The following is a 24,664-nucleotide window of genomic DNA, read 5'->3' as shown; positions in this document are numbered from 1 at the left end:
CCAGTGTCTTGATGGGGTTTTCAACGGCTTGCGGCCGCAGGGGTTCGATTTCCGCCCTGGAGCGCTTCATTGCGCGGGACGGATGGATACGAAAAGGGCACCTTCCCCCAAAGGGAAAGATGCCCTGAGACGGGAACTTACCAGTCCGTCAGTTCGGCCGGTCAATGCCATGGGCATCGGCGATCGTCTCGAACCCGTCGCGGCGCATGGCTTCGAGCAGTTCCGTCTTCATGCGGGTCAGGATGCCAGGGCCTTGCAGTACGAAGGACGAATAGATCTGTACCATATCCGCACCCATGCGGATGCGGGCGAGGATGTCTTCGCCGGTCTCGATGCCGCCACACGAAATCAGCGCAAGACGGCCCTTGTTCAGCCCCGAGACGATCCGCAGGACATCACGCGAACGCGGGGCGAGGGGGCGGCCGGAGAGGCCACCGCTTTCGCGGGCTGCCGGGTCACGCAGGGTTGCAGGACGGGCGATGGTCGTGTTGGTCAGGATCAGGCCCTGCGCGCCGCCTTCGATCGCGGCTTCCAGGATCGGCTCGTAGGAGCTGTCATCCAGATCGGGCGCGAGCTTGACCAGAAGCGGCGGGCGCTCCGGATTGCGCGTATTAATGGCGTCCAGAAGCTCTTTCAGCATCGTTGCCGACTGGAGATCCCGCAGACCCGGCGTGTTGGGCGAGGACAGGTTCATCGTGATGTAATCGGCATAAGGGCGCACGCGGGCCACGAGGTCCGGATAGTCGCGCAGCGGGTCGGAGCCGGTCTTGTTGATCCCGATATTCACGCCCAGCGGGACGGTCGGGCCGCGCATCCTGCCATTGGGCATCGGGCGGTGCAACCGGGCGAGACGGCGGCAGAAGCGGTCCACGCCGCAGCCATTGAAGCCCATGCGATTGATGATCGCACCATCTTCGACCAGCCGGAACAGGCGGGGGCCGGGATTGCCGGGCTGGGGGCGGGGCGTCACGGTCCCGGCCTCGATATGGCCGAAGCCCAGCTTTGCCAGCGGACGGATGGCGCGGGCATCCTTGTCGAACCCGGCGGCCAGGCCGATCGGGTTGGGAAAACGCAGGCCGAGCGTGCGGGTCGAGAGGGCTGGCACATCCTTTGACGCCTGGCCGCCAAGGCCGAGGGCAAGGGAGTGAATGGCGAGTTCGTGCGCCGTTTCGGTGTCGAAGCGGTGCAGGAGCGGAGTGACGAGCGTTCCGAGATCGATCATGAGTCGTTTCCATACCCTAATCCGTGGTGTGACGCATCAGCGTCGCGCCTTCAGGTTCCCATCGTCGGACTAGGCCTGATGGCGTTTTGTCTTGGCGGTGGCGCGGGGACACGATAGACGCGAACTCATGTCCAATGCTCCTGCCTCTGAATCCTATGATGAACCTTATCTGGAGACATGCTGCCGTTCGACGCTGCACCGGCTTTTGCTGTGTGCCTCGACTGGCCGGCCGACAGGGCTGAAAGACCAGCCCTGTCTTGAGCGGCTGGAACGGCTCGGCCTGTCAAAACTGCGCGATGACGGGCGTTTCGTGATCACGCAGGATGGTCTGAAACGGCACCGTCAGGAAATCGGCCCGATTGACTGAAAATCAGGCGTCGCCACGCCAGGCCTGATCCAGCCCCTCCCGGCAGAAGCGGATGACGTCGCCCAGATCACGGTCATAAAGGCTGTCCGGCACGTCTGACGAAAAGATCTCGACCGTGCAGGCGCCCCGGAAGCCTGCGTCCCATGTGGCATGCAGCATTTCATGAAGCGGAATGCAGCCATCGCCGGGGATCAGGCGGTCGGCGGCGGAATAGGGCGTGCGCCAGTCGCTGACCTGCAGGACGTTGATTTTGCTTCCCGCAGCGCGGATAGCCGCACAGACGTCCTTCTGCTGCCAGATGTTCCAGTAATCCAGACACAGACCCATCGCCGAATGGCCGACGTCGTCAATGATGTCCATGGCCTGCTCTATGGTCCAGATGGCGCTTTCGGTGTTCACCGAGGTCGGGTTGAGCGGCTCCAGCGACAGGGAAACACCCAGATCCTCGGCAAGGGGACAGAGTTCCTTCAGGTAACGCACCGTCTCGTCCATGGTACGGCGCATGTTACCCTTTGGTGGCGCCCCGGTATTGGTCACAAAGACGCTGCCGGGGACATGAGGCGCGAGCGTTTTCAGGCTGTGGGCAAGACGTTTGACACGGGCTTCAGTCGCTTCAGGTTCGGGGACCATCGCGCTTCCGAAGAAGGTCCGGACCAGAGGCTGGACCGCACTGACGCTCAGCCCGCTCTCCCTGACGAGGCGCATCTGCTCCTCAATGCGGTCCGGATCGAGCTTGGCTTCACAGATCTCGATCGCATCTACGCCGAGATCGCGGTAACGCGCCACGTCTTCCTCGAACGACCAGGGCTGGGTCGTGAATTCGTTCATGCCGAAAGGGAAGGGGAGTTTCGTCATGGGATCACCTCTTCAGGAAGTCGAGAACGGTGCGGGTGAACTTTTCGGTCTCGTCGAGAAAGACCATGTGCGCGCTGTCCTCGAATTCCACGCCGGTGCAGTTGGGCATGTGCTGCGCCACCCAGGCGGGGCCGTCCGGATTCAGAACTTTGTCCTTGCGGGCGATCATCATGAGGGCGGGGAGCGTGAAGCGGGGCAGGACGTCGCGCCAGTCCTGAGTGGTGTGGTCCGCCATCATTGCGCTTCGGGCATGAGCGGGACTTTGCGCCATTTCCCGGAGCAGGAGCGCTTTCTCGTCTTCGGGCAGGGGGTGGCAGATGCAGCTTTCCAGATTGCCTCTGTCGAACTCGTCCGGTGTCAGCGTGAGCTGCTGCTGCACGGCCGTCAGCCCGGCCTGATCGAAACAGGTGGCGTGGCCGAGCTTCCAGTCAGCCGAATAATACTGCTTCGGGGTCTGCTGGACGAAGATGGCGTTGCGGATGCGCTCTGAGCCGAACAGCTCCAGATACGCCCAGATGATCGGACAGCCGATCGACCAGCCCAGAACCGTGACGTCCTGAAGGTTCAGCGCGACGAGCAGATCCCGCAGATCAGCAGCCAGGCGGGCGATGCGATAGCCGTGCTGCGGCTTTTCAGAGCGTCCATGTCCCCGCAGATCCACGGTGATGACGCGGGCCTGTTCCGAGATCGGCCCGACATTGCGGTGGAAGAAGCGTCCCGAGAACGTCCAGCCATGCAGCATGACGAGAGGACGTCCGTGTCCCTGTTCCTCGTAATGGATACGTGTTCCGTCGCTGGTCGTAATGTGCGGCATGCTCTTCTCCATGAAGGGATGGTGGAAGTGGCGTGAAGACTGTCGGAGGAATAGCGCACGGACAGGGGGCGGGGTTGCGTGCAAAGGAGCGTTTGCGCTTGCGGAGACGGGCCGCTAAATTGATCGTGCCATGACTGCTTCCGCTCCTTACGCCGCCCCTGATGCACCTGCCGCAGCACCCCCGAACCGTGTCCTGAAACCCATCGACCTGGGGCAGGGCGTAGTGATCGAGGATCCGGTGATCCTTGCTCCGCTCTCGGGTGTCACGGACCTGCCGTTCCGTCAGCTTGCCCGCGATCTCGGGGCAGGGCTTGTCGTGTCGGAAATGATCGCCTCCTGGGCGATGATCCGCGAGAATGAAAACACCATGCGCATGGCGCGGATGGCCGAGCGCGGGCCGAATGCGGTCCAGCTTGCCGGATGTGATCCCGAAGCCATGGCGCAGGCTGCGAAGATTTCGGTGGATGGGGGCGCGAACCTCATCGACATCAATTTCGGCTGCCCGGTGAAGAAAGTCGCGATTGGGCAGATGGCCGGATCGGCGCTGATGCGGGACGAGGTTCTGGCCGGAAAGCTGCTCGAAGCGACGGCGCGGGCGGTGAATGTGCCGGTGACGCTCAAGATGCGCATGGGCTGGGACCACAATTCTCTTAATGCACCACGTCTGGCGAAAATCGCGGAAGAGAGCGGCATCCGGCTTGTGACGGTCCATGGTCGCACGCGGCAGATGTTCTATAATGGCACGGCGGACTGGCATTTCGTCAAAACGGTGAAGGACGCGGTGTCACTTCCGGTCATCGTCAATGGCGATATCAACACCATCCGCGACGCACGTGAGGCGCTGCATCAGTCTCAGTCCGATGGTGTCATGATCGGGCGCGGCTGTTACGGGCGGCCGTGGTTTACAGCGCAGGTGGCGCAGTCCCTGCGGACCGGCGAAGACGTGCCGGACCCAGATCTGGCGACCGAAAAAGAAATCGCCCTGCGGCATTACCGGATGATGCTCGATCATTTCGGTGAGCGGCCGGGCCTGCGTCTCGCGCGCAAGCATGTCTCCTGGTACTCCGCCGGGCTGCCGGGCTCTGCGACGTTCCGTTCCACCATCAATGGTGTGGAAAGCGCCGCCGAGGCCATTGCGCTGCTCACGGCATTCTATGACCGTCATATCGATGCCGGTGTCGTTCGCAACCGTGAGGCCGGCCCGACGGGCAGTCTGAGCCGCGACGGCACGCGTGAAGCGGCGTGAGGGCGTGAGCCGCCCCGCGCTTCCATGGCAGCCATGACGGAACAGTCCGCTTCAGGTCTGGTCGAGCAGGGCTGCCATCCGGTTTTTCTGTATGGAGCGTCCCGGCTGGACCGGCAGGATGTCGCCCGGCGGCTTCACAGTCACAGCCCGCGGGCACAAAATCCGTTCGTGATTGCAGCCTTGACCGCGACGCCGCGTGCGCTCCGTGAAGCGGCGCTCTTTGGAAACGGCGAGGCCGGCTGGATCCAGCAGGCGCAGGGCGGAACGCTGCTGCTGGATGAGATCGACTGTCTGTGCCCGCTGATGCAGGATCGGTTCATGGACTGGCTGGCCCAGGATGAGACGGATCTGCGTGTGATCGCGGGGAGCCGTCATGATCCTGTTCTTCTGCTCCGGCAGGGAGGTCTGTCCGCTGCCCTGCATCGCTGGCTGTTGGCGCTGCCCTCTGCCCAGCGGCTGGGGCCGGAGCGGATCAGCGCGGTCTGTCGCCTGGCGGCAGGTACGGGCACGGCGCGTCCCCGCGGGCTGGAACGCGCGCTGGAACGGCCGCTTGCTGAATATCTTGAGGGCGATCTGGAAAACGGGGCGGGCGATCTGCATGCGTGTGTGGTGGGTGAGGTCGAGCGGCCGCTGATCACGATGGTTCTGCGCCGGACCTGCGGCAACCAGTTGCGCGCTGCCGCCATTCTGGGTGTAAACCGCAACACCCTGCGCAAGCGCATCCGTGAACTGGACATCACGATCCCGAAAGGCATCGACGAGTGAGACTTCCTTCCCTGAGGCGCCTGTTTGCAAGGCTGACGAGTGCCAATGGGGCGGTTCTTCTGACAGTCATGGCGCTCGTGCTCGCCTTTGCGACGTTCGTCGTACTGTCGGGGGGCATGTCTCTGGCGCATCGTCCGCAGGTGCAGGCGATCGTTTTCCTGCTCGACTTCATCATGCTCATGCTGATCGCGGCGGCGGCCGTGGTGCAAATCGGGCGGATGCTGGCCGAACGCAGGCTCGGTCTGGCGGGTGCGCGCCTGCATGTGCGGCTTATTACACTGTTCGGCATCGTGGCGGTTGCGCCGACCATCGTGGTGGGGGCGGTGGCGACGCTGTTCTTCCATTATGGCGTGGAAATCTGGTTCTCCAACCGCGTGAACGATGCGCTGAACGAAGCGCGTTCGGTCGCGGTCGGATATCTGCGCGAACACAATGACAATGCCCGGACAGAGGCTTTCGCGCTCGCGAACACACTGATCACCGTCCAGAACGATGAGCTGTTCTCGCGTGGGACTGATCTTTTCCACGACCCCGCACGTCTTCAGGAATTCCTGGACGATGAAGTCACCGAGCGTGGCCTGACGGATGCAGAGGTATTCGATCCGCTGACCTACAAGGTTCTGGCGGTCGGCGGTCTTCTGGGCAGCGACGCGGATATGACGACGGCGCCACCTCTGCCGCCTAAATCGGTCGTCGAACTGGCCCAGCATGGCGAGGCGGTCATTCTTGACCGTCCGGATCAGCGGAAAGTGCGCGCCGTGGTGGCGCTGGGGGGCAATTCGGGCCTCATGCTGGTCATCACGCGCCCGGTCGATCCGGATGTCGTGGAACACATGCGCCGCACGGATACGCTGGTGGCGGATTACCAGCGGCTGATTACCAATCGCGGCAAGACGCAGGTCCTGTTCGCGGTCATTTTCGCCCTGATGGGGCTGCTGGTTCTGGCCGTCGGGATGCTGACGGGGCTGGCGCTGGCGAACCGTATCGCCAATCCGCTCGGGTTGCTCATTCTGGCGGCTCAGCGGATTTCCAAGGGCGACCTGGGGGTGCGGGTGCCCGTCCCCGACGATGCGGGGCAGGACAAGGACGATGAGGTGACGGGCCTGTCCCGCGCCTTCAACAGCATGACGGACCAGCTCGAAAGCCAGCGCTCCGAACTGATGCAGGCCTATGACCAGATTAACGAGCGCCGGCGCTTTACCGAGACCGTGCTGGCAGGCGTTTCGGCTGGTGTGATCGGACTGGACCGGATGCAGGTCATCGAACTGCCCAATCGCGCGGCGTCCAGCGTGCTCCAGCGCGATCTCCAGCCGGCCATCGGGATGAAGCTGACGGATCGGGTTCCGGAGTTCTCGGGTCTTCTGGAAGCCGCGCGCATGGCGCCGGAACGCGTTCATACCGCTGAAATCCAGGTGGACACGGAGGGCGCGCAGCGTCCGGGTGGACCGGGTGAAGGCGCGGGGGCGGGGGCGGGGCGGACGCTTCTCGTGCGGGTCGTGGCGGAGCTGCGGGGGCAGGACGTCGCGGGTTATGTCGTGACCTTCGATGACATCACGGATCTTCAGTCCGCACAGCGTAAGGCCGCCTGGGCGGATGTGGCACGGCGTGTGGCGCATGAGATCAAGAATCCTCTGACCCCGATCCAGCTTGCTGCGGAGCGTCTCAAGCGACGATTCCTCAAGGAAATCCACTCCGATCCCGAGACCTATACCCAGCTTGTGGACACGATCGTGCGGCAGGTGGGCGATATCGGACGCATGGTTGACGAGTTCTCGGCGTTTGCGCGGATGCCGCAGCCCGTCATGCAGCCGGAAGACTTCTCGCGCCTGTGCCGGGAGGCGCTGGTGCTCCAGCGGAACGCTCATCCCGAAATCGTGTTCGAGACGAGTGGACTGCCCCCTTCAGGGCCGATCGTGCGCTGTGACCGGCGACTTATCAGCCAGGCCCTGACAAACCTTCTGCAGAATGCCGCTGATGCCATTAGTATGGCAGGCCGCGGAAAACCGGGAGAAAATGCGTCCGGGCAGCCAGCGGGACAGGTAGTGCAGCCAATTGGACACATTGTGGTGGGCTTGCACATTCACGGCGGGCATGTCCTGCTAGACATAGAAGATGACGGGATCGGCCTGCCGACGGTGGAACGCCACCGGCTGACCGAGCCTTATGTAACCCACAAGGCGAAGGGCACCGGCCTCGGCCTTGCGATCGTCAAGAAGATCATGGAGGACCATTCCGGGATGCTTCAGCTCACTGATCGGGAACCAGACCAGTCCCGCGGCGCCTCGCCCAGGCAGCGGGGAACGCGTGTCACCCTGTCCCTGCCGTTATGGGAGCAGGAGAGCCATGTTTTGGGCGGAATGGACCTTCAGACCATGAGGATAGCAGATGGAACATGAGATCCTGATCGTCGATGACGAACCGGACATCCGGTTTCTCATCGAGGGCATTCTGAACGACGAGGGCTACAAGACCCGCACGGCCGCCAATTCAGATCAGGCGCTCGAACTCTTCCGTGCGCATTGTCCGTCGCTGGCGATTCTGGATATCTGGCTTCAGGGATCCCGGCTGGACGGGATCGAGCTGCTCAAGATCTTCCAGACCGAGGAGCCGGGTCTGCCGACGCTGATGATTTCGGGTCATGGAACCATCGAGACGGCGGTGTCCAGCCTCAAGCTCGGGGCCTATGATTTCATCGAGAAGCCGTTCCAGTCGGACCGGCTTCTGGTCGTGGTGCGCCGTGCGCTGGAAGCCGCGCGTTTGCGGCGGGAAAATGCGGAACTGCGTCTGCGGGCCGGTCCGGAGACGACGCTGTCGGGGGACGGCGCCGTCATTTCGGCCGTTCGCGCCCAGATCGAGCGTGTTGCCCCCACCAATTCCCGCGTGCTGATCAGCGGCCCGGCCGGATCGGGCAAGGAAGTTGCAGCCCGCATGATCCATGCGCGCTCCCGCCGTGCGGAAGGGCCCTTCATCGCCCTGAACTGCGCAACACTGGCACCGAACCGCTTTGAGGAAGAACTCTTCGGCCTTGAAGGCGAAGACGGCCAGCCGATGCGCCGCGGCGTGCTGGAGCGGGCCCATCGCGGGACGCTTCTGCTGGACGAGGTCGCGGATATGCCGCCCGAGACGCAGGGCAAGATCGTCCGTGCGCTTCAGGACCAGACATTCGAGCGTCTGGGCGGCAATACGCGGGTGAAAGTGGACATCCGTGTCATCGCCACCACCAACCGGGATCTCCAGTCGGAGATCGCCGCGCACCGGTTCCGCGAAGACCTGTATTACCGCCTTGCGGTTGTCCCTCTGCGCATTCCGTCCCTGCGCGAACGGCGCGAGGATATTCCCGGTCTGGCGCGGCACTTCCTGGAGCGTTGTGCGCAGTCTTCCGGCCTTCCGGTCCGGGAGCTTTCCGTGGATGCGCTTGCCGCGCTGCAATCCTATGAATGGCCGGGCAATGTGCGTGAATTGCGCAATCTGATGGAGCGGCTGCTGATCATGATGCCGGGGACGGGCAACGATCCGATCCGGGCGGACATGCTGCCGGCCACCATCAGCCAGGGTGCGCCCTCGATGACGCGTCTCAATTCCGGGGCGGATGTCATGAGCCTGCCGCTGCGTGAGGCGCGGGACCTGTTCGAGACGCAGTATCTTCAGGTGCAGCTCATGCGGTTTGGCGGCAATATCAGCCGGACGGCCAGCTTCGTCTGCATGGAGCGCAGTGCGCTGCACCGCAAGCTCAAGCAGCTTGGGGTGACGACGAATGAAGAGCGCAATGCCGCATCTTCCACCCCGGTGAGTGGCTGAGATGTCGAACCCTCTTTTTCCCTTTTCCTTCTCTCGACTGTTAACAGCGTGACTTCAGAACTTTCCTCTTCTGCCGGCTCCCGGGCCGTGCAGGAGGTTTTCCTCGACCATCTGCGCAGAACCGAAGCGTCCGTGACCGTCTTTCTGGTCAACGGCGTGAAGCTTCAGGGCATCGTTGCCCAGTCCGATGCGCACACCCTGCTGCTCCGTCGTGATGGCCATGTGCAGCTTGTCTACAAACACGCCGTCAGCACGATCATGCCGGTGGCGGCCATGTCCCATTTTGTGGAAGAAGAACTTTGAGCGGTTTCGACACCAAAAAACCCGCAACCCGTGCGGCCGTCATCCTGCCCTGGGAGAAGTCGGGACCGCAGGAGGAAATCCGCGCGGCCGATGCGCGGCTTGAGGAAGCGGTCGGGCTGACGGCATCGATCGGGCTGGTCGTGGTGCGTCAGGCGGCCATTCTGCTGCGCGCGCGCCGTCCTGCCACCCTGCTGGGAAGCGGTCAGGTCGAGCAGCTGGCCGAGGCGGTCAAGCTGGATAACGTGGATGTGGTCGTCATTGATGCGCGTCTGTCTCCCGGTCAGCAGCGCAATCTCGAAAAGGCTCTGGGCTGCAAAGTTGTGGACCGGACGGGGCTGATTCTGGATATCTTTGGTGCGCGCGCGGCAACCCGTGAAGGTGTGCTTCAGGTCGAGCTGGCCCATCTGGAATACCAGCGCTCGCGGCTTGTGCGGCTGTGGACCCATCTTGAGCGTCAGCGCGGTGGTTTCGGCTTCCTTGGCGGCCCGGGCGAGACGCAGATGGAAGCGGATCGCCGGATGCTGGCCGAGCGCATCGGCAAGATCAAGAAAGAGCTGGAGCAGGTGCGGCGGACCCGCGGTCTGCATCGTGACTCCCGCAAGCGCGTGCCGTTCCCGGTCGTCGCCCTTGTGGGCTACACCAATGCGGGAAAATCCACGCTGTTCAATGCTCTGACCGGGGCGTCAGTCCATGCGCAGGACCAGCTTTTCGCGACGCTGGACCCGACCATGCGCGGGTTGCGCCTGCCGTCGGGCCGCAATGTGATCCTGTCGGACACGGTGGGATTCATTAGCGAATTGCCAACAGAACTGATCGCGGCCTTCCGTGCGACGCTTGAAGAAGTGGCGCAGGCCGACGTGATCCTCCATGTGCGTGACATTTCACATCCTGACAGCGTAGCCCAGCGCGCGGATGTGCTTAACGTGCTGGACGGCATGGTGCGCGACGGGATGCTCGATGCGCACTGGCCGGACCGCACGATTGAAGTGCTGAACAAGGCCGATCTGGTCGGCGGTGTCGAGGCCGTGCCGAAGCGTGAAAACGCGGTGGCGATCTCGGCCATCACGGGCGAGGGGCTGCCGGATCTGTTTGAGATCCTGGACCAGTATCTGACGCGATCAATGAAATCCGTTGATGTCCGTCTCCCGATCACGGACGGCGCGGCTCTGGCTTGGCTTTACCAGCATGGTGAAGTGGTCGGGCGGACGGACCGGGAAGACGGGATGGACGTGCAGGTCCGTCTTTTTTCGGCGGATCTGGAGCGGTTCGAACTGCTTCACCCGGATCGGCTTGTGCCGCCGGAAGCCTGAAAACCCTCTATCTGGGCGCTGGCACCGCGGGTGCCGCGCCTGAAGAGACACGGGCCGCTTTGGCGCGCTGGCGGGCGCGATCCAGTGGCACGGCCAGCGCATAGGTCAGCCCGAGCCCGACCACGTTCATGACGAGCTGCTCCCAAAGATTAATGCCAAAGCTGGCGAACATCAGCCGCCCCAGCAGGTCCAGCACCGTGCTGCAGGCGAACACCTCCAGTGAGTTCCGGCCCAGCAGGGCCAGGCTCTGGCCTACCCGGTCGGCGGAAATGCGACGCAGGGCCTTGGAAGACTGCACCAGATAGAAGATCGCCATGATGTCCAGCAGGCGCCAGATGGCCAGCGTGGATTTGCCCGTATTGGGTGGAGCGGGGAAAATCCTCAAGAACGGCATGTGCCAGTATTCGTATGGGAAACACAGCACGAAAGCGCCGGCGAGATAGGCCAGACACAGGGCTTTGGCCCATGGACGATAGGGCAGATCGCCGTTGTTTTTTGAGGCCCAGACGGCACCCAGAATTCCCAGAATGTACAGGAACTGCCAGCCGAACGGATTGAGATACCAGCCCGTGGGATCAAGCCAGTTGGGGATGGTGATATGGGGATCAAGATTGGCGACGGCCCAGATAGCCACGCTGAGAGCGACAAGCAGCCACAGACTGCGCTTCAGAAGCCAGTAGATCACCGGAAACAGTGCCAGAAGCACGACATAAAGCGGCAGGATGTTCAGATAGCTCGGCAAGGCGTCGAAGGTCAGGATGCGCCACAGCCAGCTATAACCGTGCGCGAGCTGAGGTTCGATCGTGTATTCGGGCAGCGGTTGGTAGTGCCGCCACTGGCGAACGGTCCAGACGAAGACCAGCGTCATGCCGGTTTGGTACAGATACAGTCTGAGGCATCGGGCCAGGATACGATGGATGCCGGTTTTCCAGCCCTGACGGTCGATCAGGCGCCCATAGGCCAGATAGGACGCATAGCCCGCCAGCATGACGAAGATCTCGGCCGCGTCCGCGAAGCCGAAATTGCGGATGGTGATGCGGTTGAGCAGATCATCGGGAACGTGATCCACGAGCATCATCAACAGGGCGATGCCGCGCAGCGCATCCACGCGGTGGTCGCGGGAGCTCTTGCGCGCTAAAGCTGATGGGGGCTGTTGGGGCGGCTCCATGACCTCTTCTTATCGTCAGTGCGGGGGCAGGGGTATGGGTGACAGGTTACGGTCAGATTAAAGATTGGACGGAATTACAGACTGTGGCTGTCCGTCTCCAAATGATGCAGGCCCGGGTCCATTCCGCCCTGCACACCCATGCCTCCACCCCCGTCACCCCCTCCGCCGCCGCCTTTTCCGCCTTCCTTGCCATCTCCCTTGTTTCCGCCGTTCGAGGAAGGGCGGGCAGGCCCCTGTTCAGGCAAGACGAGATCGGAGGGCAGGCTTTCAAGGTCCAGGGCCTTGCGGATGAAATTGCGCAGGGACACCACCAGATCATGGGTAGGGACAGGGCGTCCGGCCACAAGCTCCGCCGCTGCGCGGCCCGCCAGCCGGACCTGTTCTTCCGTTCCAAGCAGGATGATGTCGGACAGCGCGGCTTCGACGGTATCGCGGATGCGGCGGTTGCGATCCGAGCCGGAAATCTGGTCAGGCCCCAGATCCCGCCTGTGCGTCGGATCCACAAGCAGGGTGCCGGTGAACGAACCACCCAGTGTGCGATAGGCGGCCATCAGCACGCGGAGGCGCTCGTTGATCTGGCGGTTCATGCGCTCCCGGCGCTGCTGGATGGTCAGCATCGTCAGCAGCCGGATTCCGACGCCGATCAGCGTGAAAAGCGCCAGCCCGATCAGGGTGGCCAGCAGGCTGTGCCAGGAACTGAAATCAATCATGCTGCGCAACGCGTCTCTCCGGATCGCTCGGGGATGCCATTATAACAGTCAGGCATCCGCACGGTTTTGCGATTTCAGCTCCCGCTGAGCCTTACAGTGCGAGCAGGCTCTCATTCGACTGCGTGGCGATGATGCCGTGCTGGTCGTGATGAAGCCCCGTGACTTCGACTGTATGGCCGTGAGACTGGAGCTTGCCGATGATCTTTTCCAGAACCTGCACCGAGGTGATGTCCCAGAAACGGGCATGGGTGAGGTCGAGAACCACGGTTTTGGCATCCGTATGGTAGTCGATGGCATCGGACAGGCTGTCTGCGGATGCGAAAAAGACCTGTCCGGAGGCCCGGTATGTCAGTGTCTCGCCCGACCGCTCTTCTGTGACGCGCAGGAGCTTTGCGGCATGCCAGGCGAAGAATACGCCCGAGAGCATGACACCAACTGCCACGCCTGCAGCCAGATCGTGGGTCATGACAACCACGGCGACGGTGACGAGCATGGTCAGGCTGGACAGGCGCGGATGGCGGGTCAGATCGCGCAGGCTGCTCCAGGAGAACGTGCTGGCGGAAACCATGATCATGATGGCGACGAGGGCCGCCATCGGAACCTGCCCGACCCAGCGATGCAGCAGCACCATGAGGGCCAGCAGGAAGGCGCCTGCCGTGAAGGTGGACAGGCGTCCGCGACCACCATAGCGCAGGTTGCCGACGGTCTGACCGATCATGCCGCAGCCCGCGATGCCGCCAAATGCGCCGACGAGAATGTTGGAAATACCAAGCCCCGTGCATTCCATGCGCTGGTCACCATGGGTGTCGGTGATGTCATCGACAACGGAGGCCGTCATCATGGATTCCAGCAGACCAACGGCAGCCATGGCCAGCGCGTAGGGCAGCACGACCGACCATGTAGCCCAGTTCAGAGCGATATGCGGGACGGTCAGGCTGGGCAGTCCGGTCGGGAGATCGCCGAGATCCGAGACCGTATGAACCGGCATCGGATGCAGCATCGTGATAGCGGTCAGAATAACGATGCAGATCAGGGGCGAGGGGATGGCGTCTGACAGGCGTGGCAGCAAGTAGATGATGACGAGGCCCAGCGCGATCAGCGCATAGGTGTGCCAGGTCACGCCCAGCATCTGCGGCACCTGTGCGGAAAAGATCATGATGGCCAGCGCGTTGACGAAGCCGGTGCGAACTTCGGCGGGCACGAACCGCATGACGGCCTGAAGACGCAGCAGCCCAAAGACGACCTGAAATGCACCGGCCACCAGCGTCGCAAGCAGCATGGCCTGCACGCCATGAGCGTGAACCAGCGGTGCGGCGACCAGAGCCACCGAACCCGCGGCGCCGGAAATCATGCCTGGGCGGCCACCGAAAATGGCGATCGAGACGGAAATGACGAAGGACGCGAACAGCGAAACGGCCGGGGAGACGCCGGCGATATAGGAGAAGGCAATGACCTCGGGAATGAGGGCAAAAGTGCCGACCATTCCGGCCAGCACTTCGCGCAGCGGGTTCTGTGCCCACTGGCGACGATAGAGAGCGGGAGTCATGAAAGATCCTTGAGCGTAGGGCGTGAACAGGGTGCGACGTATTCAGGCCCGGCGCGGCAATGAGGCACACAGTGTAACCCGGCTTGCTTCAGGATTGAAGGTCTGGAATGAACCCGAAGTGGAAGGAATGGGCTTCGGAGGGGGATGTTCTCTGCGCGAACTGAACAGTGGGCGACGTCTTTGCGTTGGGACGGAACAGACCTTCCTTCATCTGGAGCATATCATGCCCAACTATCCCGCGCCGCCGTTCAACACTCCGCATCAGGATCATATTCCCGGCCAGACATCCCTCATGACGCCGAAGCCCGACCATGGTGAGCAGAGCTATGTCGGCCATGACCGTCTGCGCGGAAAGATCGCGATCATCACGGGTGGGGATTCCGGTATCGGCCGGGCTGTTGCGATCGCGTTTGCGCGGGAAGGCGTGGATGTCGTTCTGTCGTTCCTGCCTGAGGAAATGGACGATGCCCGTGAAACCGAATCCTGGATCCGCAAGGCGGGACGGCGCGCCCTCCTTGTTCCCGGCGACCTGCGGGATAGGGATGTCTGCGCCGAACTGGTGGACCGGACGGTCGCTGAGTTCGGACAGATCGACATTCTCGTGAACAACGCGGCCTTTCAGATTGAACGGTCCTCACTGGCGGATGTCAGTGAGGAGGAATGGGACAAGACGTTCGATATCAATGCCGGCTCTGCATTCCGCCTGTCGCGTCTGGCCCTGCCGCACATGCCGCGGGGTGGGGCGCTGATCCATACGGTTTCGGTCAATGCCGATCAGCCCAAGCCGAAGCTTCTGGCCTATTCCGCAACCAAGAGCGCCATCCAGAACTTCAGCGGCGGTCTGGCCCAGCTGCTGGGTGAGAAGGGAATCCGTTCCAACGTGGTCGCTCCCGGCCCGATCTGGACACCGCTGATTCCTGCGACCATGGATGTCGAACACGTGGAACGCTTTGGCGCTGATACGCCGATGAAGCGTCCGGGGCAGCCCGCGGAACTAGCCGGGGCATATGTTTTCCTGGCCAGTGATGACGCCAGCTACGTCTCGGGCGCCACGATTGCCGTCACCGGGGGCACTCCGATAATCTGAGCCGGAACGGGTTTGCCAGAAAAATCCGTGGCGTAAAAAAAATTGCGTCAAAGGACTGGACGACAGCCCCAACCTTCCTCTAGAGAATGCGTCGCTGTGTGGCGGATGTAGCTCAGTTGGTAGAGCGCCGGTTTGTGGTACCGGTTGTCGCGGGTTCGATCCCCGTCATTCGCCCCAGCGCTTCTTTTTTCAAGAAAATCAATGAGTTAGCTTTCAGGGTTTTGCAACATCGGCCTTCTGGTGATGTCTGTGTTCCCAGTGTTCTTCCAGAGCCATGCGCTCGAAGCGCAGTTTCTGGCGGATCCAGTTCAGCATTCCCGAGAGCGTGACGATCACGATCCCCACGAAAGTCCAGTTGTCGAGCGGCTGCTTGAACAGCAGGTAGCTGAACGCCACCGCCCAGACCATCTGGCTGTATTGCGGGAGTGCCACACGGTTCGCAGGGGCGACGGCTGTGGCCATCATCATGAAAAGCTGACCCAGGGCGGCGAGAAAACCGTAGCCGAACAGGATGGACCAGACTTTCCAGCCATGGGGCCAGGATGCATGGGCGATCATGAGCAGTCCGTCGCCGATCAGCGGGCCGAACAGGCTTGATCCGAACAATGAAAGTCGGGCGCTCCCATCTCCCGCCAGCCGGTAGGCCACGACGCTGCTGGCATTGGCGAGGGCTGCGACGATGGCGCAGGCATGGCCCAGATGGAACGTCCGTGCGCCGGGTCGCAGGACGATCAGCACACCGAGAAATCCGACCGCGACGGACAGCCACGTCCAGAACGAGACCTTTTCCTTGAGGATCGTCACGGAGATGATGGTGACGAAGAAGGGCATCAGGAACATGAGCGAAAGGGCTTCTGGCATTGGCAGCAGCATGAAGGCCATGACGCTCGCGGCCGTCGAGACGAATGTCGAAACCGCGCGCAGAATCCACATCCCCGGGCGGGTCGTCGCGAAAATGTCGGAATAGGGTTCGTCAGGGCGGCGAATGAAAGGCAGGAGAATGAATCCGAAGACGCCGCCTGAAAACGCGACTTCAAAAGGATCCAGATGCCCCGCAAGTCCTTTTGAGCAGGCATCGCTGATAGAAAAGGCGGCATAGCCCAGGAGCGCCAGAAGAATACCGGAGGAGAAAATATTCTGTTTCATGAGTCTGTTTCTCCGCGGGTAAAGCTGATTCCCATCGAAGATAAGGAAACCTGCTTGCGCTGACAGTCAATGTTTCAGATTCCCGGAATCATCTTTTCTGATGCTCCGTTCATTATTGAGAGCAGGAAGGGGCCTGGAGGTGAAATTGGAAAGGTCGCGACCTTCATGTAGGATGCGCCCCCTTCGGGGAAGCCGTATGGCCCCCATCTTGTGGATGAAAAAGCGTAAGCCCCCATGTCCCAGAAGATCGTTCCAGTCATTCTCTCCGGTGGATCAGGCAGCCGTCTGTGGCCGGTTTCGCGCAGCAGCTACCCCAAGCAGTTCTGGCCTCTCCTGTCGAAACATACCCTGATCCAGGAAACGGCGCTGCGCGGCGCGCGGGCAGGGCTGGCGGATCCGATCGTGATCTGTAATGCCGAGCACCGCTTCATCGTCGCGGAACAGCTGCGGGATGTCGGGGTTGAAAACGCCCGGATCGTCCTCGAACCCGTGGGCCGTAATTCCGCCCCGGCCATCGCTGCAGCCGCGTTCCTGGTAGCCGAGACGGATCCGGACGCCATTCTGTGGATCATGGCTGCGGATGCGGCCATTACCGATGAGGCAGCTCTCTACTCCGCGCTTGAACATGCTGTTGCCGCAGCAGCCCAGGGACGGATCGTGACGTTCGGAATGAAGCCTACACGCGTCGAGACGGGCTATGGCTATATCGAGAGTGGTGCGCCCCTTTCTGGCCTTGCAGGCGTTTATGAAGTCTCGCGTTTTGTCGAGAAGCCGGATGCCGTGACGGCGGAAGCATTTTTCCGTGATGGGCGGTATCTGTGGAATTCCGGCATGTTCGTCACCCAGGCCGGTGTTTTCCTTTCCGAGATCCAGACCTTCGAGCCTGCGATCCACGAGCATGTCGGGCAGGCCGTCCGGGGCCGCCGGAGCGACCTCGATTTCGACCGCTTGGACGATGCGAGTTTCCGTCAGGCACCGGATATTTCCGTGGATTATGCCGTGGCCGAGCGGACGAAACGTGCAGCCGTGGTGCCGGGAACATTCGGCTGGTCAGATATCGGTAGCTGGGATGCGCTGTGGGAGCTGACGTCCAAGGATGAAGCGGGCAATGCGACGTTCGGGGATGTTTTCCTCGATGACGCGCGCAACTGCTATGTCCGCTCGGACGGAATCGTGGCCACGGTCGCCGGTGTGGAAGATCTGATCGTCGTCGTGACGCAGGATGCCGTCATGGTCTCGCATCGTGATCGGGCGCAGGACGTCAAGCACATGGTCAGCCGGCTGAAGAAGGCCGGGCGCAAGGAATCGGTGGCCCATAACCGCATGTATCGTCCGTGGGGCTTCTATGAAAGCCTGATCCAAGCGGACCGGTTCCAGGTCAAGCGGATCGTGGTTGAGCCAGGCCAGAAACTCTCGCTACAGAAGCATTTCCACCGCGCCGAGCACTGGGTTGTCGTGGGGGGCACGGCAGTTGTCACCCGTGATGCCGAGCAGATCATGGTGCGTGAAAACGAGAGCATTTATCTGCCGCTGGGCTGTGTGCATCGGCTTGAGAATCCGGGGCGGATTCCGCTGACCCTTATTGAGGTGCAGTCCGGTCCTTACCTGGGCGAAGACGATATCGTCCGGATCGAAGACGTCTATTCCCGGAACTGATGCGGACCGGAGGGCCTGATCCTTGCGCGGATCAGGGCTCCTGTTTCTGGTGGGTTCGGTTTCCAAACAGATGGTGCAGCCCGTTGGCGAGCGGAACGGGCGTGACGCCCAGACGCTGTTCCATCGAGCTGACATCGAAATTCTTGTCTTCCAGAAGGCGGCGGATTTCTTCCGGCGCGATCTGCGGCAGTCTGCGGATATGCCGGGTCAGATGAGACAGCGCCATGAGCATCCATCCCGGCAGGGAGACGATGGGACGGCCGCCAAGTCCCGCAAAATACAGCACCATGCGTACGAATGTCCGGTAAGCCACCGCTGTCGGACCGGCGATCACGATGCTCTCCGGCCCCGTGACGTCTCCGTTCTGGATCAGATGTATGGCCGAGACCAGACAGCGCGTAACGTCGCGCTGGTCGATGGGCTGCACGAGGGCACGGCCGCCGCCAGGAAGCGGGATGACGGGCAGACGTTCCAGCAGCTTCGCCAGCCGCTGCACGTTGTCTTCGCCCTGAGCGCCATAAATCATGGTCGGATGCAGGATGATCGACGGGCGACCGTCGTCCTTGAGGGCCGCTTCGCCTGCGAGAACACCTCGTCCGTGATCGTCGGGCCAGCGCGTGAATTTGCGTGTGCTTCCCAGCGCCACGATGGGGGCTTTCGTAGCGGCCAGAATGGCGGGCAGGTGGCGCGCATGGGCCGTGTTGACGACAACCGCCGCATCTTCGAACGCCAAGGCCAGCGTGGCGCTGTCCGTAAGGTCAGCGATCCGCACGGCCTGACAGGCTTCTGCGATGTCTGGCGCGAGATTGCCCTGGCTGCGCACGACGGCAATGATCTTCTGGCCTTCAGCCAGAAGCGCGCGGCAGAGCGCGGATCCTGAGCGGCCGCTGGCGCCGATGATGCAGACCGGGCCTTTCGCAGGCGATGACGGGTCTGGGATGTTTCCGGTCGTCATTGCGCGGAAGCCTTCAGATCGGGGGAAGCGAGAAATGCCAGCATCGAGGCCGGGGAAGAGAAGGCGTCATTGAGGACCCGGAGGGAGACGGGCGTTCCGGAAGCATAGGTTACCGTCAGGGTGCGGCCAGCCGGATTAGCGACATAATCCGGAATCGCGCTCAGGGCCGGATTGACGGAAAGGGCCGTCTGCAAGACTTGCGCTGCTTGCTGGCGGAGTTGGTCCGCCGTCATGCCATTCCCGGCCTGCCGGGCGGACAGGACAAAACCGGTATCGAGAAGCCTGTCTCCCTTCAGCGAGAAGGTCACGTTCTGCAGGGCCGTCGACTGGAGCATCTGCTGCGGTGAGGAATGGCCTTCCGCAAAATCCGTCTGGACGGTCCGGGCGCTGGCCGTCAGGGTCATGAAACCCGGGACCGTAAGGGATGCGTTGGTTTGGGACGTGTGATCGTCGAGATTCGAGACCTGGACAGAATGAGCGGTCGCGCCGGCACCGTTGATCGGGAAGGGCAGTTTTTCGTCGCTCTGGAAATGGAAGCCCTTCAGATCCTGCGTCATGGTCGCAGTCTGGTTCTCCAGCGTTCCCGTGCCGTGCAGTTCATCGAGCCGGATTGTGCCTGATGTCATGCTCAGCCTGAAATTGCGGGCCGCAAAACTCTCGGGTGGGGCCATGTGCGGCGGCAGGGGATGGTGGTCCCACAGGGCTGCAACCTGGGCGGCGAGATCCTTCTGCCTCAGGTCAAGCCGCTCCAGACTGGCCTGTCCGCTGACAAGCTGCGGCTCCTGACCTGGGGCGTGCACGGTCCGCTCGTACGCGATGGTCGAGCCCTCGGTGCGGAGCGTCGTGACGAGGGCGGGGCCGTAGTTGTCCAGCGTGAGACGACCGGAAAACAGGCTGTGTACATTGATCGGGCCGGGTGAAGGCGAGGGGACGAGGTTCTGGACCGAAAGCTGCTCGATCTGTCCGTGCGCGAGAGCGATATGTGCGGGATCGATTCGGGAATGGCCTTCCGTTGCGGGCCGGGAGGGCGGCAGAACCAGCTGGCGCAGGCTGAGCGCGCTGCCATGGATGATCTGCGTCGGCGTCTGAAGGAACGGTTCGCGGACTTCGACGGCACGGATGGAGAGGCCACCATCCGGCGTCGGGCGGGGATGGCCCAGCTTCATCCGGGAAGCGCGCAGGGTGAGTGATCCATCCCGCAGGGTGATGTCGGTCAGGGTCGCGCCCAGCGAGAGAATGGCCGGGTGTGCACTTCCATAAGTGAATGTCGTCCCGGGCGGGAGAGCCGCGCGGAAGCTTGAAAGGCCGCGGACCAGCTCCATGTGGGCTTCGTGGTGAACGCCGGCCATGCCGATCACGGCCGTTACCGAAATCAGGCTCGCCGTGAGCCAGGGTCTTTTCACGTTGATGTTCCTGTCTGAAACGGCCCCGCACAGGCGTCGGGCGCGAACGGTCTGTGTTGCGGCAGGATACCATTGTCGCGACATGGGGCAATGCAGACGTCGCTTTTGTTGCGGTAACGGGATACCATATAGCTGAAAATGGCGGAAAACTCCTGCGAATCACATAATTCAATGTGTGAACGGGGCTTGACGCGCGCGCTGAGGACAGCAATAAGGCCCCACCTGATCCGCTTCGCCGGAGAAGAGGGTGCTTTCGGGCACCGTTTTCGCTGCAAGCGCCATCCACGGTGCGGCCTGAGGGTCGTGCCCCAAGCTGGAATGTCACTAATGAAGACCACACGTTCGCTGAAGCCAGCGGAGGTGACGAAGAACTGGGTGCTGATCGACGCCGAAGGGCTCGTTCTCGGCCGTCTCGCCACCATCATCGCCACCCGCCTGCGCGGAAAGCACAAGCCGCAGTTCACCCCGCACGTTGATTGCGGCGACAACATCGTCGTCATCAACGCCGAGAAGGTCGTTCTGACGGGCAACAAGGTTGGCCAGAAGCTGTTCCACTACCACACGGGTCACCCGGGCGGTATCAAGGAGCGCACCATCACGCAGCGTCTCACGGGCAAGAACCCGGGTGAAGTTGTCGAGAAGGCCGTCGAGCGCATGATCACCCGTGGTCCTCTGCAGCGCGCCCAGATGAAGCACCTGTATGTCTATGCCGGTTCCGAGCATCCGCATGACGGCCAGAAGCCTGTCAAGCTGGACGTTGCTGCGATGAACCGCAAAAACACCGTAACCCACGAGTCGTAAGGCCTGTATCATGTCCGAGACCCAAGAGCGCACCGGCACGCTGCAGGACCTTGCGAGCGTTGCTCCTGCCGTTACCTCTAACGCTGCCCCGGTTCACGAAGTCAAGCGTGATGCCCAGGGCCGTTCCTACGCAACCGGCCGTCGTAAGGACGCCGTGGCCCGCGTGTGGATCAAGCCTGGCAAGGGTGACATCATCGTCAATGGCCGTCCGGTCACGACGTATTTCGCCCGTCCGGTTCTGCGCATGCTTCTGACGCAGCCGTTCCTGATTTCCGACCGCTACAACCAGTTCGACGTGTACTGCACGGTGACCGGTGGTGGTCTGTCCGGTCAGGCTGGTGCTGTCCGTCACGGTATCTCCCGTGCACTGACGTATTACGAGCCGAGCCTGCGTGGCATCCTGAAGGCTGCCGGCTTCCTGACGCGTGACAGCCGTATTGTCGAGCGTAAGAAGTACGGCCGTGCGAAGGCACGTCGTTCCTTCCAGTTCTCGAAGCGCTGATTTTTTCAGCCTTTTCGAACGGCGGAAAGCCCGGCCAGCAATGGCCGGGTTTTTTTGTGGCTGATTTCGGGGGCCATGCGCCTGCTTGTGAATAAAAAACCAAAAATCATCGCTATGACAGATTTTAATTTCAATAAATAAATTCTAAACGAAACAAACTTTCTGTATCGCCAGCGGGAAGCATGTATGGCAGAGTGCAGCCGCTGTTTTTGAGACCAGAATCTGCGGAAGATGTTTCCCCCATGACGCCCTTCATCATTGAAAAGACCCAAACCCCGACCGATCCCGTCAAACGGACCGAACTGCTCGCCAACCCGGCTTTCGGGCGGGTTTTCACCGATCACATGGCCCTCATCAGCTACTCTGCTGACAAGGGCTGGCATGATGCGAAGATCACGCCACGCCGCCCGCTGAGCATCGATCCGGCATCGACGGTCCTGCATTACGGACAGGAGATCTTCGAGGGCATGAAGGCTTATCGTGAGAAGGACGGCCATGTCGCCACCTTCCGTCCCGAAGCCAACGCATCGCGCTTTGCCGCGTCCGCCCGTCGTATGGGCATGGCCGAACTGCCGGAAGATCTGTTCGTTCAGGCCGTGGATGAACTGGTACGCGTGGATCAGGATTGGGTGCCGTCCGGTGAGGGACAGAGCCTTTATCTGCGTCCGTTCATGATCTCCAACGAAGTGTTCCTGGGTGTAAAGCCGGCGACGGAATACCTGTTCATCGTCATCGCGTGCCCGGTCGGTGCCTATTTCAGCTCCGGCTGCGTTTCCGTCTGGGTGTCCGAACACTACACGCGCGCTGCCATCGGTGGCACGGGTGAAGCCAAGTGTGGCGGTAACTATGCCGGCAGCCTGATTGCCCAGGCCGAAGCCAAGGACAAGGGCTGCGACCAGGTTCTGTTCCTTGATGCGCGGGAGCGTCGCTTCGTTGAGGAAATGGGCGGCATGAACGTGATGTTCGTTCGCAAGGATGGCAAGATTGTCACCCCGCCTCTGGGTGGCACCATCCTGCGTGGCATTACCCGCAACAGCCTGATCCAGCTTGCCGCCGATCAGGGGATCGAGGTGCTTGAAGAGCCGGTCGATATCGACGAGCTTTTCTCGGGCGCGGCTTCGGGCAAGTACACGGAAGCCTTCGCCTGCGGCACGGCGGCGGTTCTTTCTCCGATCGGAAAATTCGTGCGTCCGACGGGTGAAGCCGTGTTTGGTGACGGCAAGACGCCTGGCCCGGTCTCGCAGCAGCTTAAGAAGGCCCTGACGGATGTGCAGGGCGGCCGGACGAACGACGTCCATGGCTGGATCCACCGTATTTCCTGACGCCTGCCAGCCGGGTTCGTAAGGACCCGGCTTTTCAGTCCCGGTCGATCCAGCCGGCACGAACCGCAGCATCAAGCTGCTCCGGTGTGTCGATATCGAAGCCGAGTTCGGGTGCGCAGACGCAGATCGGCGCAGTCTGCGTGTTCTTCCAGAGTTGCCGCAGGCCGGTATCGCCCTGCAGGCTCTGGATACGCTGCTGTGTTGCCGGGCTCAGCAGCACCGGAATGCCCCGCCCGTCTTCGCCATAAGACGTGATGACATCTTTCCCGTCGGCGTCCTGTTCCAGAAGATCATGAAGATGCCGTTCGGTCAGGCAGGGCTGGTCCGTTCCGGCGATCAGGAGCGGGAGGCTGCTCCCGGCGAGCGCCTGATGACCGCATCTGAGCGATGACGCCATGCCGGTCTGCCAGTCTTCATTCCGCACCAGAACAACATCGAGACCCGCAAGGGCTTGTCGTATCGCGGCTTCAGCACCACCCGTCACGACAACAAGATGCTCCGGTCGTGTTGCCAGCAGGAGCCGGGCCACATGTCGCACCAGAGGGATACCGCCGATGCTCAGAAGCTGTTTGGGGCGGCCGAGGCGGGTGCTTCCCCCCGCAGCCAGAAGAAGGGCGGAATGGCGTTTCATCGGGGACGGGTCGCGATCATCTGGGTCAGGATGGAGAGCGCGATTTCCATCGGGGTCCGGGCGCCGATCTCCAGTCCTGCGGGCAGGTGCAGGCGGCTGAATGCGTCTTCCGGGACCCCGGCTGCCCTGAGGGCTTCAAGCCGGCCCGGAATTTTGCGCCGACTTCCGAGAATGCTGACGCAGAATGCTTCGGATTTCAGGGCATGGGCAGTGAGCGTCAGGTCCGAAAGAGCGTCGTGCGTCAGGCTGTAAACGGCCGTCCACCGATCGAGTGAGAGCGTGGGAAGGGCGGCGTCCAGACTCCCGCGGATATAGCGTGCTGGCGAGAGGCCGGGCGGCGGTTCGGGTGGGCCGTAGGGCCGAAGCAGGATAGTCTCGAGTCCCATGAGGCCGGACAGGCTCAGGATCGCAAGCGTAATGGGATCCCCGCCAGAGAGGATCAGGCGCAAGGGCGGCAGATACTGGCGGAAGAAGCGACCTGCCTCGTTTCCGGTGGGGTGTGCCTCCTCGCAGAACCGCATGTTGCCTGTGCTGAGATCGGTCAGGAGCGTGACCGTCTTGCGGTTCTCCCGGGCCGCTCTGAGGGCTGCGACATGGACAGGAAGGTCCGGCACGGCCCGTACAAAAATCCCGATGCGGCCGCCGCAGGTGAGCTGGATGTCCAGAACCGGACTGCCCGCGCCATAATCCAGCATCCGTGGCTGTCCGTCTTTCAGGCACTCCAGGGCCTCTGCGCGCACGGCCGCTTCCACGCAGCCGCCGGACACATAGCCCTGAACCTCTCCGTCCTCGCAGATCGCCATTTCGCTCCCCAGCGGACGCGGGGAAGAGCCGGTGATGCTGACCAGCGTTGCCAAGACGGCGCGTTTCCCCTCAGCGGACCAGCGTTCCAGTGTGGGGAACAAATCGTCTGTCAGGCCATAAAGCGGCCACTGGGGAAGGGGAGAAAACTGTGCCGCGGCCGTCATGGAGGGGTCCTGATGCTCTTTGGTGGCATAAGGGTAACGCCAAAGACGATTATGACATACCCTTTCACCCTCAGACTGTTGATCCGTAG

The 24,664-nt window shown here is 62.1% G+C and carries 23 protein-coding genes and 1 tRNA gene; 13 read left to right on the top strand and 11 right to left on the bottom strand.

Features of this window, described 5'->3' with window-relative positions; genetic code table 11:
- Positions 1-148 precede the first annotated feature (148 nt).
- Positions 149-1,222 carry a quinone-dependent dihydroorotate dehydrogenase gene (locus HKD27_RS08415; RefSeq protein ID WP_194689157.1) on the bottom strand — a complete coding sequence of 358 codons (1,074 nt, stop codon included), beginning with the start codon at positions 1,220-1,222 and terminating at the stop codon, positions 149-151.
- Positions 1,223-1,349: 127 nt separating this feature from the next.
- On the opposite strand from HKD27_RS08415, the gene HKD27_RS08410 reads away from it, so the two are divergent.
- Positions 1,350-1,589, top strand: coding sequence for a hypothetical protein (locus HKD27_RS08410; RefSeq protein WP_194689156.1), 240 nt, complete (start codon positions 1,350-1,352; stop codon positions 1,587-1,589).
- Positions 1,590-1,592: 3 nt separating this feature from the next.
- Here the strand turns inward: HKD27_RS08410 and HKD27_RS08405 are convergent, their stop codons facing one another.
- Both HKD27_RS08405 and HKD27_RS08400 read right to left on the bottom strand, forming a co-directional pair.
- Positions 1,593-2,444 carry a sugar phosphate isomerase/epimerase gene (locus HKD27_RS08405; protein ID WP_194689155.1) on the bottom strand — a complete coding sequence of 284 codons (852 nt, stop codon included), beginning with the start codon at positions 2,442-2,444 and terminating at the stop codon, positions 1,593-1,595.
- A 4-nt stretch (positions 2,445-2,448) separates the two neighbouring features.
- Positions 2,449-3,258, bottom strand: a complete 810-nt coding sequence (locus HKD27_RS08400; protein WP_194689154.1) for an alpha/beta fold hydrolase — start codon at positions 3,256-3,258, stop codon at positions 2,449-2,451.
- Positions 3,259-3,388: 130 nt separating this feature from the next.
- Here HKD27_RS08400 and dusB point away from each other — a divergent pair, with 130 nt between their 5' ends.
- The 6 genes from dusB (at position 3,389) to hflX (ending at position 10,680) form a co-directional block, all read left to right on the top strand.
- Positions 3,389-4,504 (top strand): tRNA dihydrouridine synthase DusB, encoded by a 1,116-nt coding sequence (dusB, locus tag HKD27_RS08395; RefSeq protein ID WP_194689153.1) that lies wholly within the window; start codon positions 3,389-3,391, stop codon positions 4,502-4,504.
- A 24-nt stretch (positions 4,505-4,528) separates the two neighbouring features.
- Positions 4,529-5,269, top strand: a complete 741-nt coding sequence (locus HKD27_RS08390; protein ID WP_194689152.1) for a sigma 54-interacting transcriptional regulator — start codon at positions 4,529-4,531, stop codon at positions 5,267-5,269.
- Between the two features lie 68 nt (positions 5,270-5,337).
- Positions 5,338-7,665 carry a PAS domain-containing sensor histidine kinase gene (locus HKD27_RS08385; protein ID WP_228120172.1) on the top strand — a complete coding sequence of 776 codons (2,328 nt, stop codon included), beginning with the start codon at positions 5,338-5,340 and terminating at the stop codon, positions 7,663-7,665.
- Positions 7,655-9,067 carry a sigma-54 dependent transcriptional regulator gene (locus HKD27_RS08380; protein WP_062495990.1) on the top strand — a complete coding sequence of 471 codons (1,413 nt, stop codon included), beginning with the start codon at positions 7,655-7,657 and terminating at the stop codon, positions 9,065-9,067. The genes HKD27_RS08385 and HKD27_RS08380 overlap by 11 nt, the downstream gene beginning before the upstream one ends.
- 48 nt (positions 9,068-9,115) lie before the next feature.
- Positions 9,116-9,370: an RNA chaperone Hfq gene (gene hfq / locus HKD27_RS08375; protein ID WP_062447393.1), complete on the top strand. Its 255-nt coding sequence runs from the start codon at positions 9,116-9,118 to the stop codon at positions 9,368-9,370.
- Complete coding sequence (hflX, locus tag HKD27_RS08370; protein WP_062495993.1) at positions 9,367-10,680, top strand: GTPase HflX; 1,314 nt, start codon at positions 9,367-9,369, stop codon at positions 10,678-10,680. The genes hfq and hflX overlap by 4 nt, the downstream gene beginning before the upstream one ends.
- A 7-nt stretch (positions 10,681-10,687) precedes the next feature.
- Here the strand turns inward: hflX and HKD27_RS08365 are convergent, their stop codons facing one another.
- The 3 genes from HKD27_RS08365 to HKD27_RS08355 form a co-directional block, all read right to left on the bottom strand.
- On the bottom strand, positions 10,688-11,848 hold the full coding sequence (locus tag HKD27_RS08365) for an OpgC family protein (protein WP_194689151.1): 1,161 nt from the start codon (positions 11,846-11,848) through the stop codon (positions 10,688-10,690).
- 74 nt (positions 11,849-11,922) lie between these two features.
- Positions 11,923-12,558 (bottom strand): hypothetical protein, encoded by a 636-nt coding sequence (locus tag HKD27_RS08360; RefSeq protein ID WP_194689150.1) that lies wholly within the window; start codon positions 12,556-12,558, stop codon positions 11,923-11,925.
- A gap of 91 nt (positions 12,559-12,649) precedes the next feature.
- Positions 12,650-14,104 carry a SulP family inorganic anion transporter gene (locus tag HKD27_RS08355; RefSeq protein WP_194689149.1) on the bottom strand — a complete coding sequence of 485 codons (1,455 nt, stop codon included), beginning with the start codon at positions 14,102-14,104 and terminating at the stop codon, positions 12,650-12,652.
- Between the two features lie 223 nt (positions 14,105-14,327).
- On the opposite strand from HKD27_RS08355, the gene HKD27_RS08350 reads away from it, so the two are divergent.
- Complete coding sequence (locus tag HKD27_RS08350) at positions 14,328-15,191, top strand: SDR family oxidoreductase (protein ID WP_194689148.1); 864 nt, start codon at positions 14,328-14,330, stop codon at positions 15,189-15,191.
- Positions 15,192-15,292: 101 nt separating this feature from the next.
- Positions 15,293-15,368 (top strand) — tRNA-His (locus HKD27_RS08345).
- A gap of 36 nt (positions 15,369-15,404) precedes the next feature.
- Here the strand turns inward: HKD27_RS08345 and HKD27_RS08340 are convergent.
- A complete protein-coding gene (locus HKD27_RS08340) occupies positions 15,405-16,337 on the bottom strand; it encodes a DMT family transporter (RefSeq protein WP_194689147.1) in 933 nt (310 codons plus the stop codon).
- Between the two features lie 234 nt (positions 16,338-16,571).
- Here HKD27_RS08340 and HKD27_RS08335 point away from each other — a divergent pair, with 234 nt between their 5' ends.
- Positions 16,572-17,993, top strand: coding sequence for a mannose-1-phosphate guanylyltransferase/mannose-6-phosphate isomerase (locus HKD27_RS08335; RefSeq protein WP_194689146.1), 1,422 nt, complete (start codon positions 16,572-16,574; stop codon positions 17,991-17,993).
- Between the two features lie 31 nt (positions 17,994-18,024).
- Here HKD27_RS08335 and HKD27_RS08330 read toward each other — a convergent pair whose 3' ends face one another.
- Positions 18,025-18,948: an SDR family oxidoreductase gene (locus HKD27_RS08330; RefSeq protein WP_194689145.1), complete on the bottom strand. Its 924-nt coding sequence runs from the start codon at positions 18,946-18,948 to the stop codon at positions 18,025-18,027.
- Positions 18,945-20,351 carry a hypothetical protein gene (locus HKD27_RS08325; protein WP_194689144.1) on the bottom strand — a complete coding sequence of 469 codons (1,407 nt, stop codon included), beginning with the start codon at positions 20,349-20,351 and terminating at the stop codon, positions 18,945-18,947. The genes HKD27_RS08330 and HKD27_RS08325 overlap by 4 nt, the downstream gene beginning before the upstream one ends.
- A 327-nt stretch (positions 20,352-20,678) precedes the next feature.
- Here HKD27_RS08325 and rplM point away from each other — a divergent pair, with 327 nt between their 5' ends.
- From rplM to HKD27_RS08310, 3 genes are all read left to right on the top strand, one after another.
- Entirely contained in the window at positions 20,679-21,152 is a 474-nt protein-coding gene (gene rplM / locus HKD27_RS08320; RefSeq protein WP_011252036.1) for a 50S ribosomal protein L13, read from the top strand.
- A 10-nt stretch (positions 21,153-21,162) separates the two neighbouring features.
- Positions 21,163-21,654 carry a 30S ribosomal protein S9 gene (gene rpsI / locus HKD27_RS08315; protein ID WP_062496006.1) on the top strand — a complete coding sequence of 164 codons (492 nt, stop codon included), beginning with the start codon at positions 21,163-21,165 and terminating at the stop codon, positions 21,652-21,654.
- A 242-nt stretch (positions 21,655-21,896) separates the two neighbouring features.
- A complete protein-coding gene (locus HKD27_RS08310; RefSeq protein WP_194689143.1) occupies positions 21,897-22,976 on the top strand; it encodes a branched-chain amino acid aminotransferase in 1,080 nt (359 codons plus the stop codon).
- Between the two features lie 34 nt (positions 22,977-23,010).
- Here HKD27_RS08310 and HKD27_RS08305 read toward each other — a convergent pair whose 3' ends face one another.
- Both HKD27_RS08305 and HKD27_RS08300 read right to left on the bottom strand, forming a co-directional pair.
- Positions 23,011-23,607: an NTP transferase domain-containing protein gene (locus HKD27_RS08305; protein ID WP_194689142.1), complete on the bottom strand. Its 597-nt coding sequence runs from the start codon at positions 23,605-23,607 to the stop codon at positions 23,011-23,013.
- Positions 23,604-24,575: an XdhC family protein gene (locus HKD27_RS08300; RefSeq protein ID WP_194689141.1), complete on the bottom strand. Its 972-nt coding sequence runs from the start codon at positions 24,573-24,575 to the stop codon at positions 23,604-23,606. Before HKD27_RS08300 ends, HKD27_RS08305 begins: the two co-directional genes overlap by 4 nt.
- Between the last annotated feature and the right edge of the window lie 89 nt (positions 24,576-24,664).

It is taken from the genome of Gluconobacter sp. R75690, from assembly GCF_015244525.1.
GTDB classification, from domain to species: domain Bacteria; phylum Pseudomonadota; class Alphaproteobacteria; order Acetobacterales; family Acetobacteraceae; genus Gluconobacter; species Gluconobacter potus.
This window is presented reverse-complemented; position numbering and strand designations above follow the sequence as displayed.

What these genes read in the sequence shown, in the direction of transcription:
- HKD27_RS08340 (WP_194689147.1), bottom strand. Translation starts at nt 16,337, where the DNA reads ATGAAACAGAATATTTTCTCCTCCGGTATTCTTCTGGCGCTCCTGGGC.
- HKD27_RS08415 (WP_194689157.1), bottom strand. Translation starts at nt 1,222, where the DNA reads ATGATCGATCTCGGAACGCTCGTCACTCCGCTCCTGCACCGCTTCGAC.
- HKD27_RS08380 (WP_062495990.1), top strand. Translation starts at nt 7,655, where the DNA reads ATGGAACATGAGATCCTGATCGTCGATGACGAACCGGACATCCGGTTT.
- HKD27_RS08310 (WP_194689143.1), top strand. Translation starts at nt 21,897, where the DNA reads ATGACGCCCTTCATCATTGAAAAGACCCAAACCCCGACCGATCCCGTC.
- HKD27_RS08335 (WP_194689146.1), top strand. Translation starts at nt 16,572, where the DNA reads ATGTCCCAGAAGATCGTTCCAGTCATTCTCTCCGGTGGATCAGGCAGC.
- rpsI (WP_062496006.1), top strand. Translation starts at nt 21,163, where the DNA reads ATGTCCGAGACCCAAGAGCGCACCGGCACGCTGCAGGACCTTGCGAGC.
- HKD27_RS08350 (WP_194689148.1), top strand. Translation starts at nt 14,328, where the DNA reads ATGCCCAACTATCCCGCGCCGCCGTTCAACACTCCGCATCAGGATCAT.
- HKD27_RS08390 (WP_194689152.1), top strand. Translation starts at nt 4,529, where the DNA reads ATGGCAGCCATGACGGAACAGTCCGCTTCAGGTCTGGTCGAGCAGGGC.
- dusB (WP_194689153.1), top strand. Translation starts at nt 3,389, where the DNA reads ATGACTGCTTCCGCTCCTTACGCCGCCCCTGATGCACCTGCCGCAGCA.
- HKD27_RS08360 (WP_194689150.1), bottom strand. Translation starts at nt 12,558, where the DNA reads ATGATTGATTTCAGTTCCTGGCACAGCCTGCTGGCCACCCTGATCGGG.
- HKD27_RS08405 (WP_194689155.1), bottom strand. Translation starts at nt 2,444, where the DNA reads ATGACGAAACTCCCCTTCCCTTTCGGCATGAACGAATTCACGACCCAG.
- HKD27_RS08400 (WP_194689154.1), bottom strand. Translation starts at nt 3,258, where the DNA reads ATGCCGCACATTACGACCAGCGACGGAACACGTATCCATTACGAGGAA.
- HKD27_RS08365 (WP_194689151.1), bottom strand. Translation starts at nt 11,848, where the DNA reads ATGGAGCCGCCCCAACAGCCCCCATCAGCTTTAGCGCGCAAGAGCTCC.
- HKD27_RS08305 (WP_194689142.1), bottom strand. Translation starts at nt 23,607, where the DNA reads ATGAAACGCCATTCCGCCCTTCTTCTGGCTGCGGGGGGAAGCACCCGC.
- HKD27_RS08330 (WP_194689145.1), bottom strand. Translation starts at nt 18,948, where the DNA reads ATGACGACCGGAAACATCCCAGACCCGTCATCGCCTGCGAAAGGCCCG.
- HKD27_RS08300 (WP_194689141.1), bottom strand. Translation starts at nt 24,575, where the DNA reads ATGACGGCCGCGGCACAGTTTTCTCCCCTTCCCCAGTGGCCGCTTTAT.
- HKD27_RS08385 (WP_228120172.1), top strand. Translation starts at nt 5,338, where the DNA reads ATGGCGCTCGTGCTCGCCTTTGCGACGTTCGTCGTACTGTCGGGGGGC.
- HKD27_RS08410 (WP_194689156.1), top strand. Translation starts at nt 1,350, where the DNA reads ATGTCCAATGCTCCTGCCTCTGAATCCTATGATGAACCTTATCTGGAG.
- rplM (WP_011252036.1), top strand. Translation starts at nt 20,679, where the DNA reads ATGAAGACCACACGTTCGCTGAAGCCAGCGGAGGTGACGAAGAACTGG.
- HKD27_RS08355 (WP_194689149.1), bottom strand. Translation starts at nt 14,104, where the DNA reads ATGACTCCCGCTCTCTATCGTCGCCAGTGGGCACAGAACCCGCTGCGC.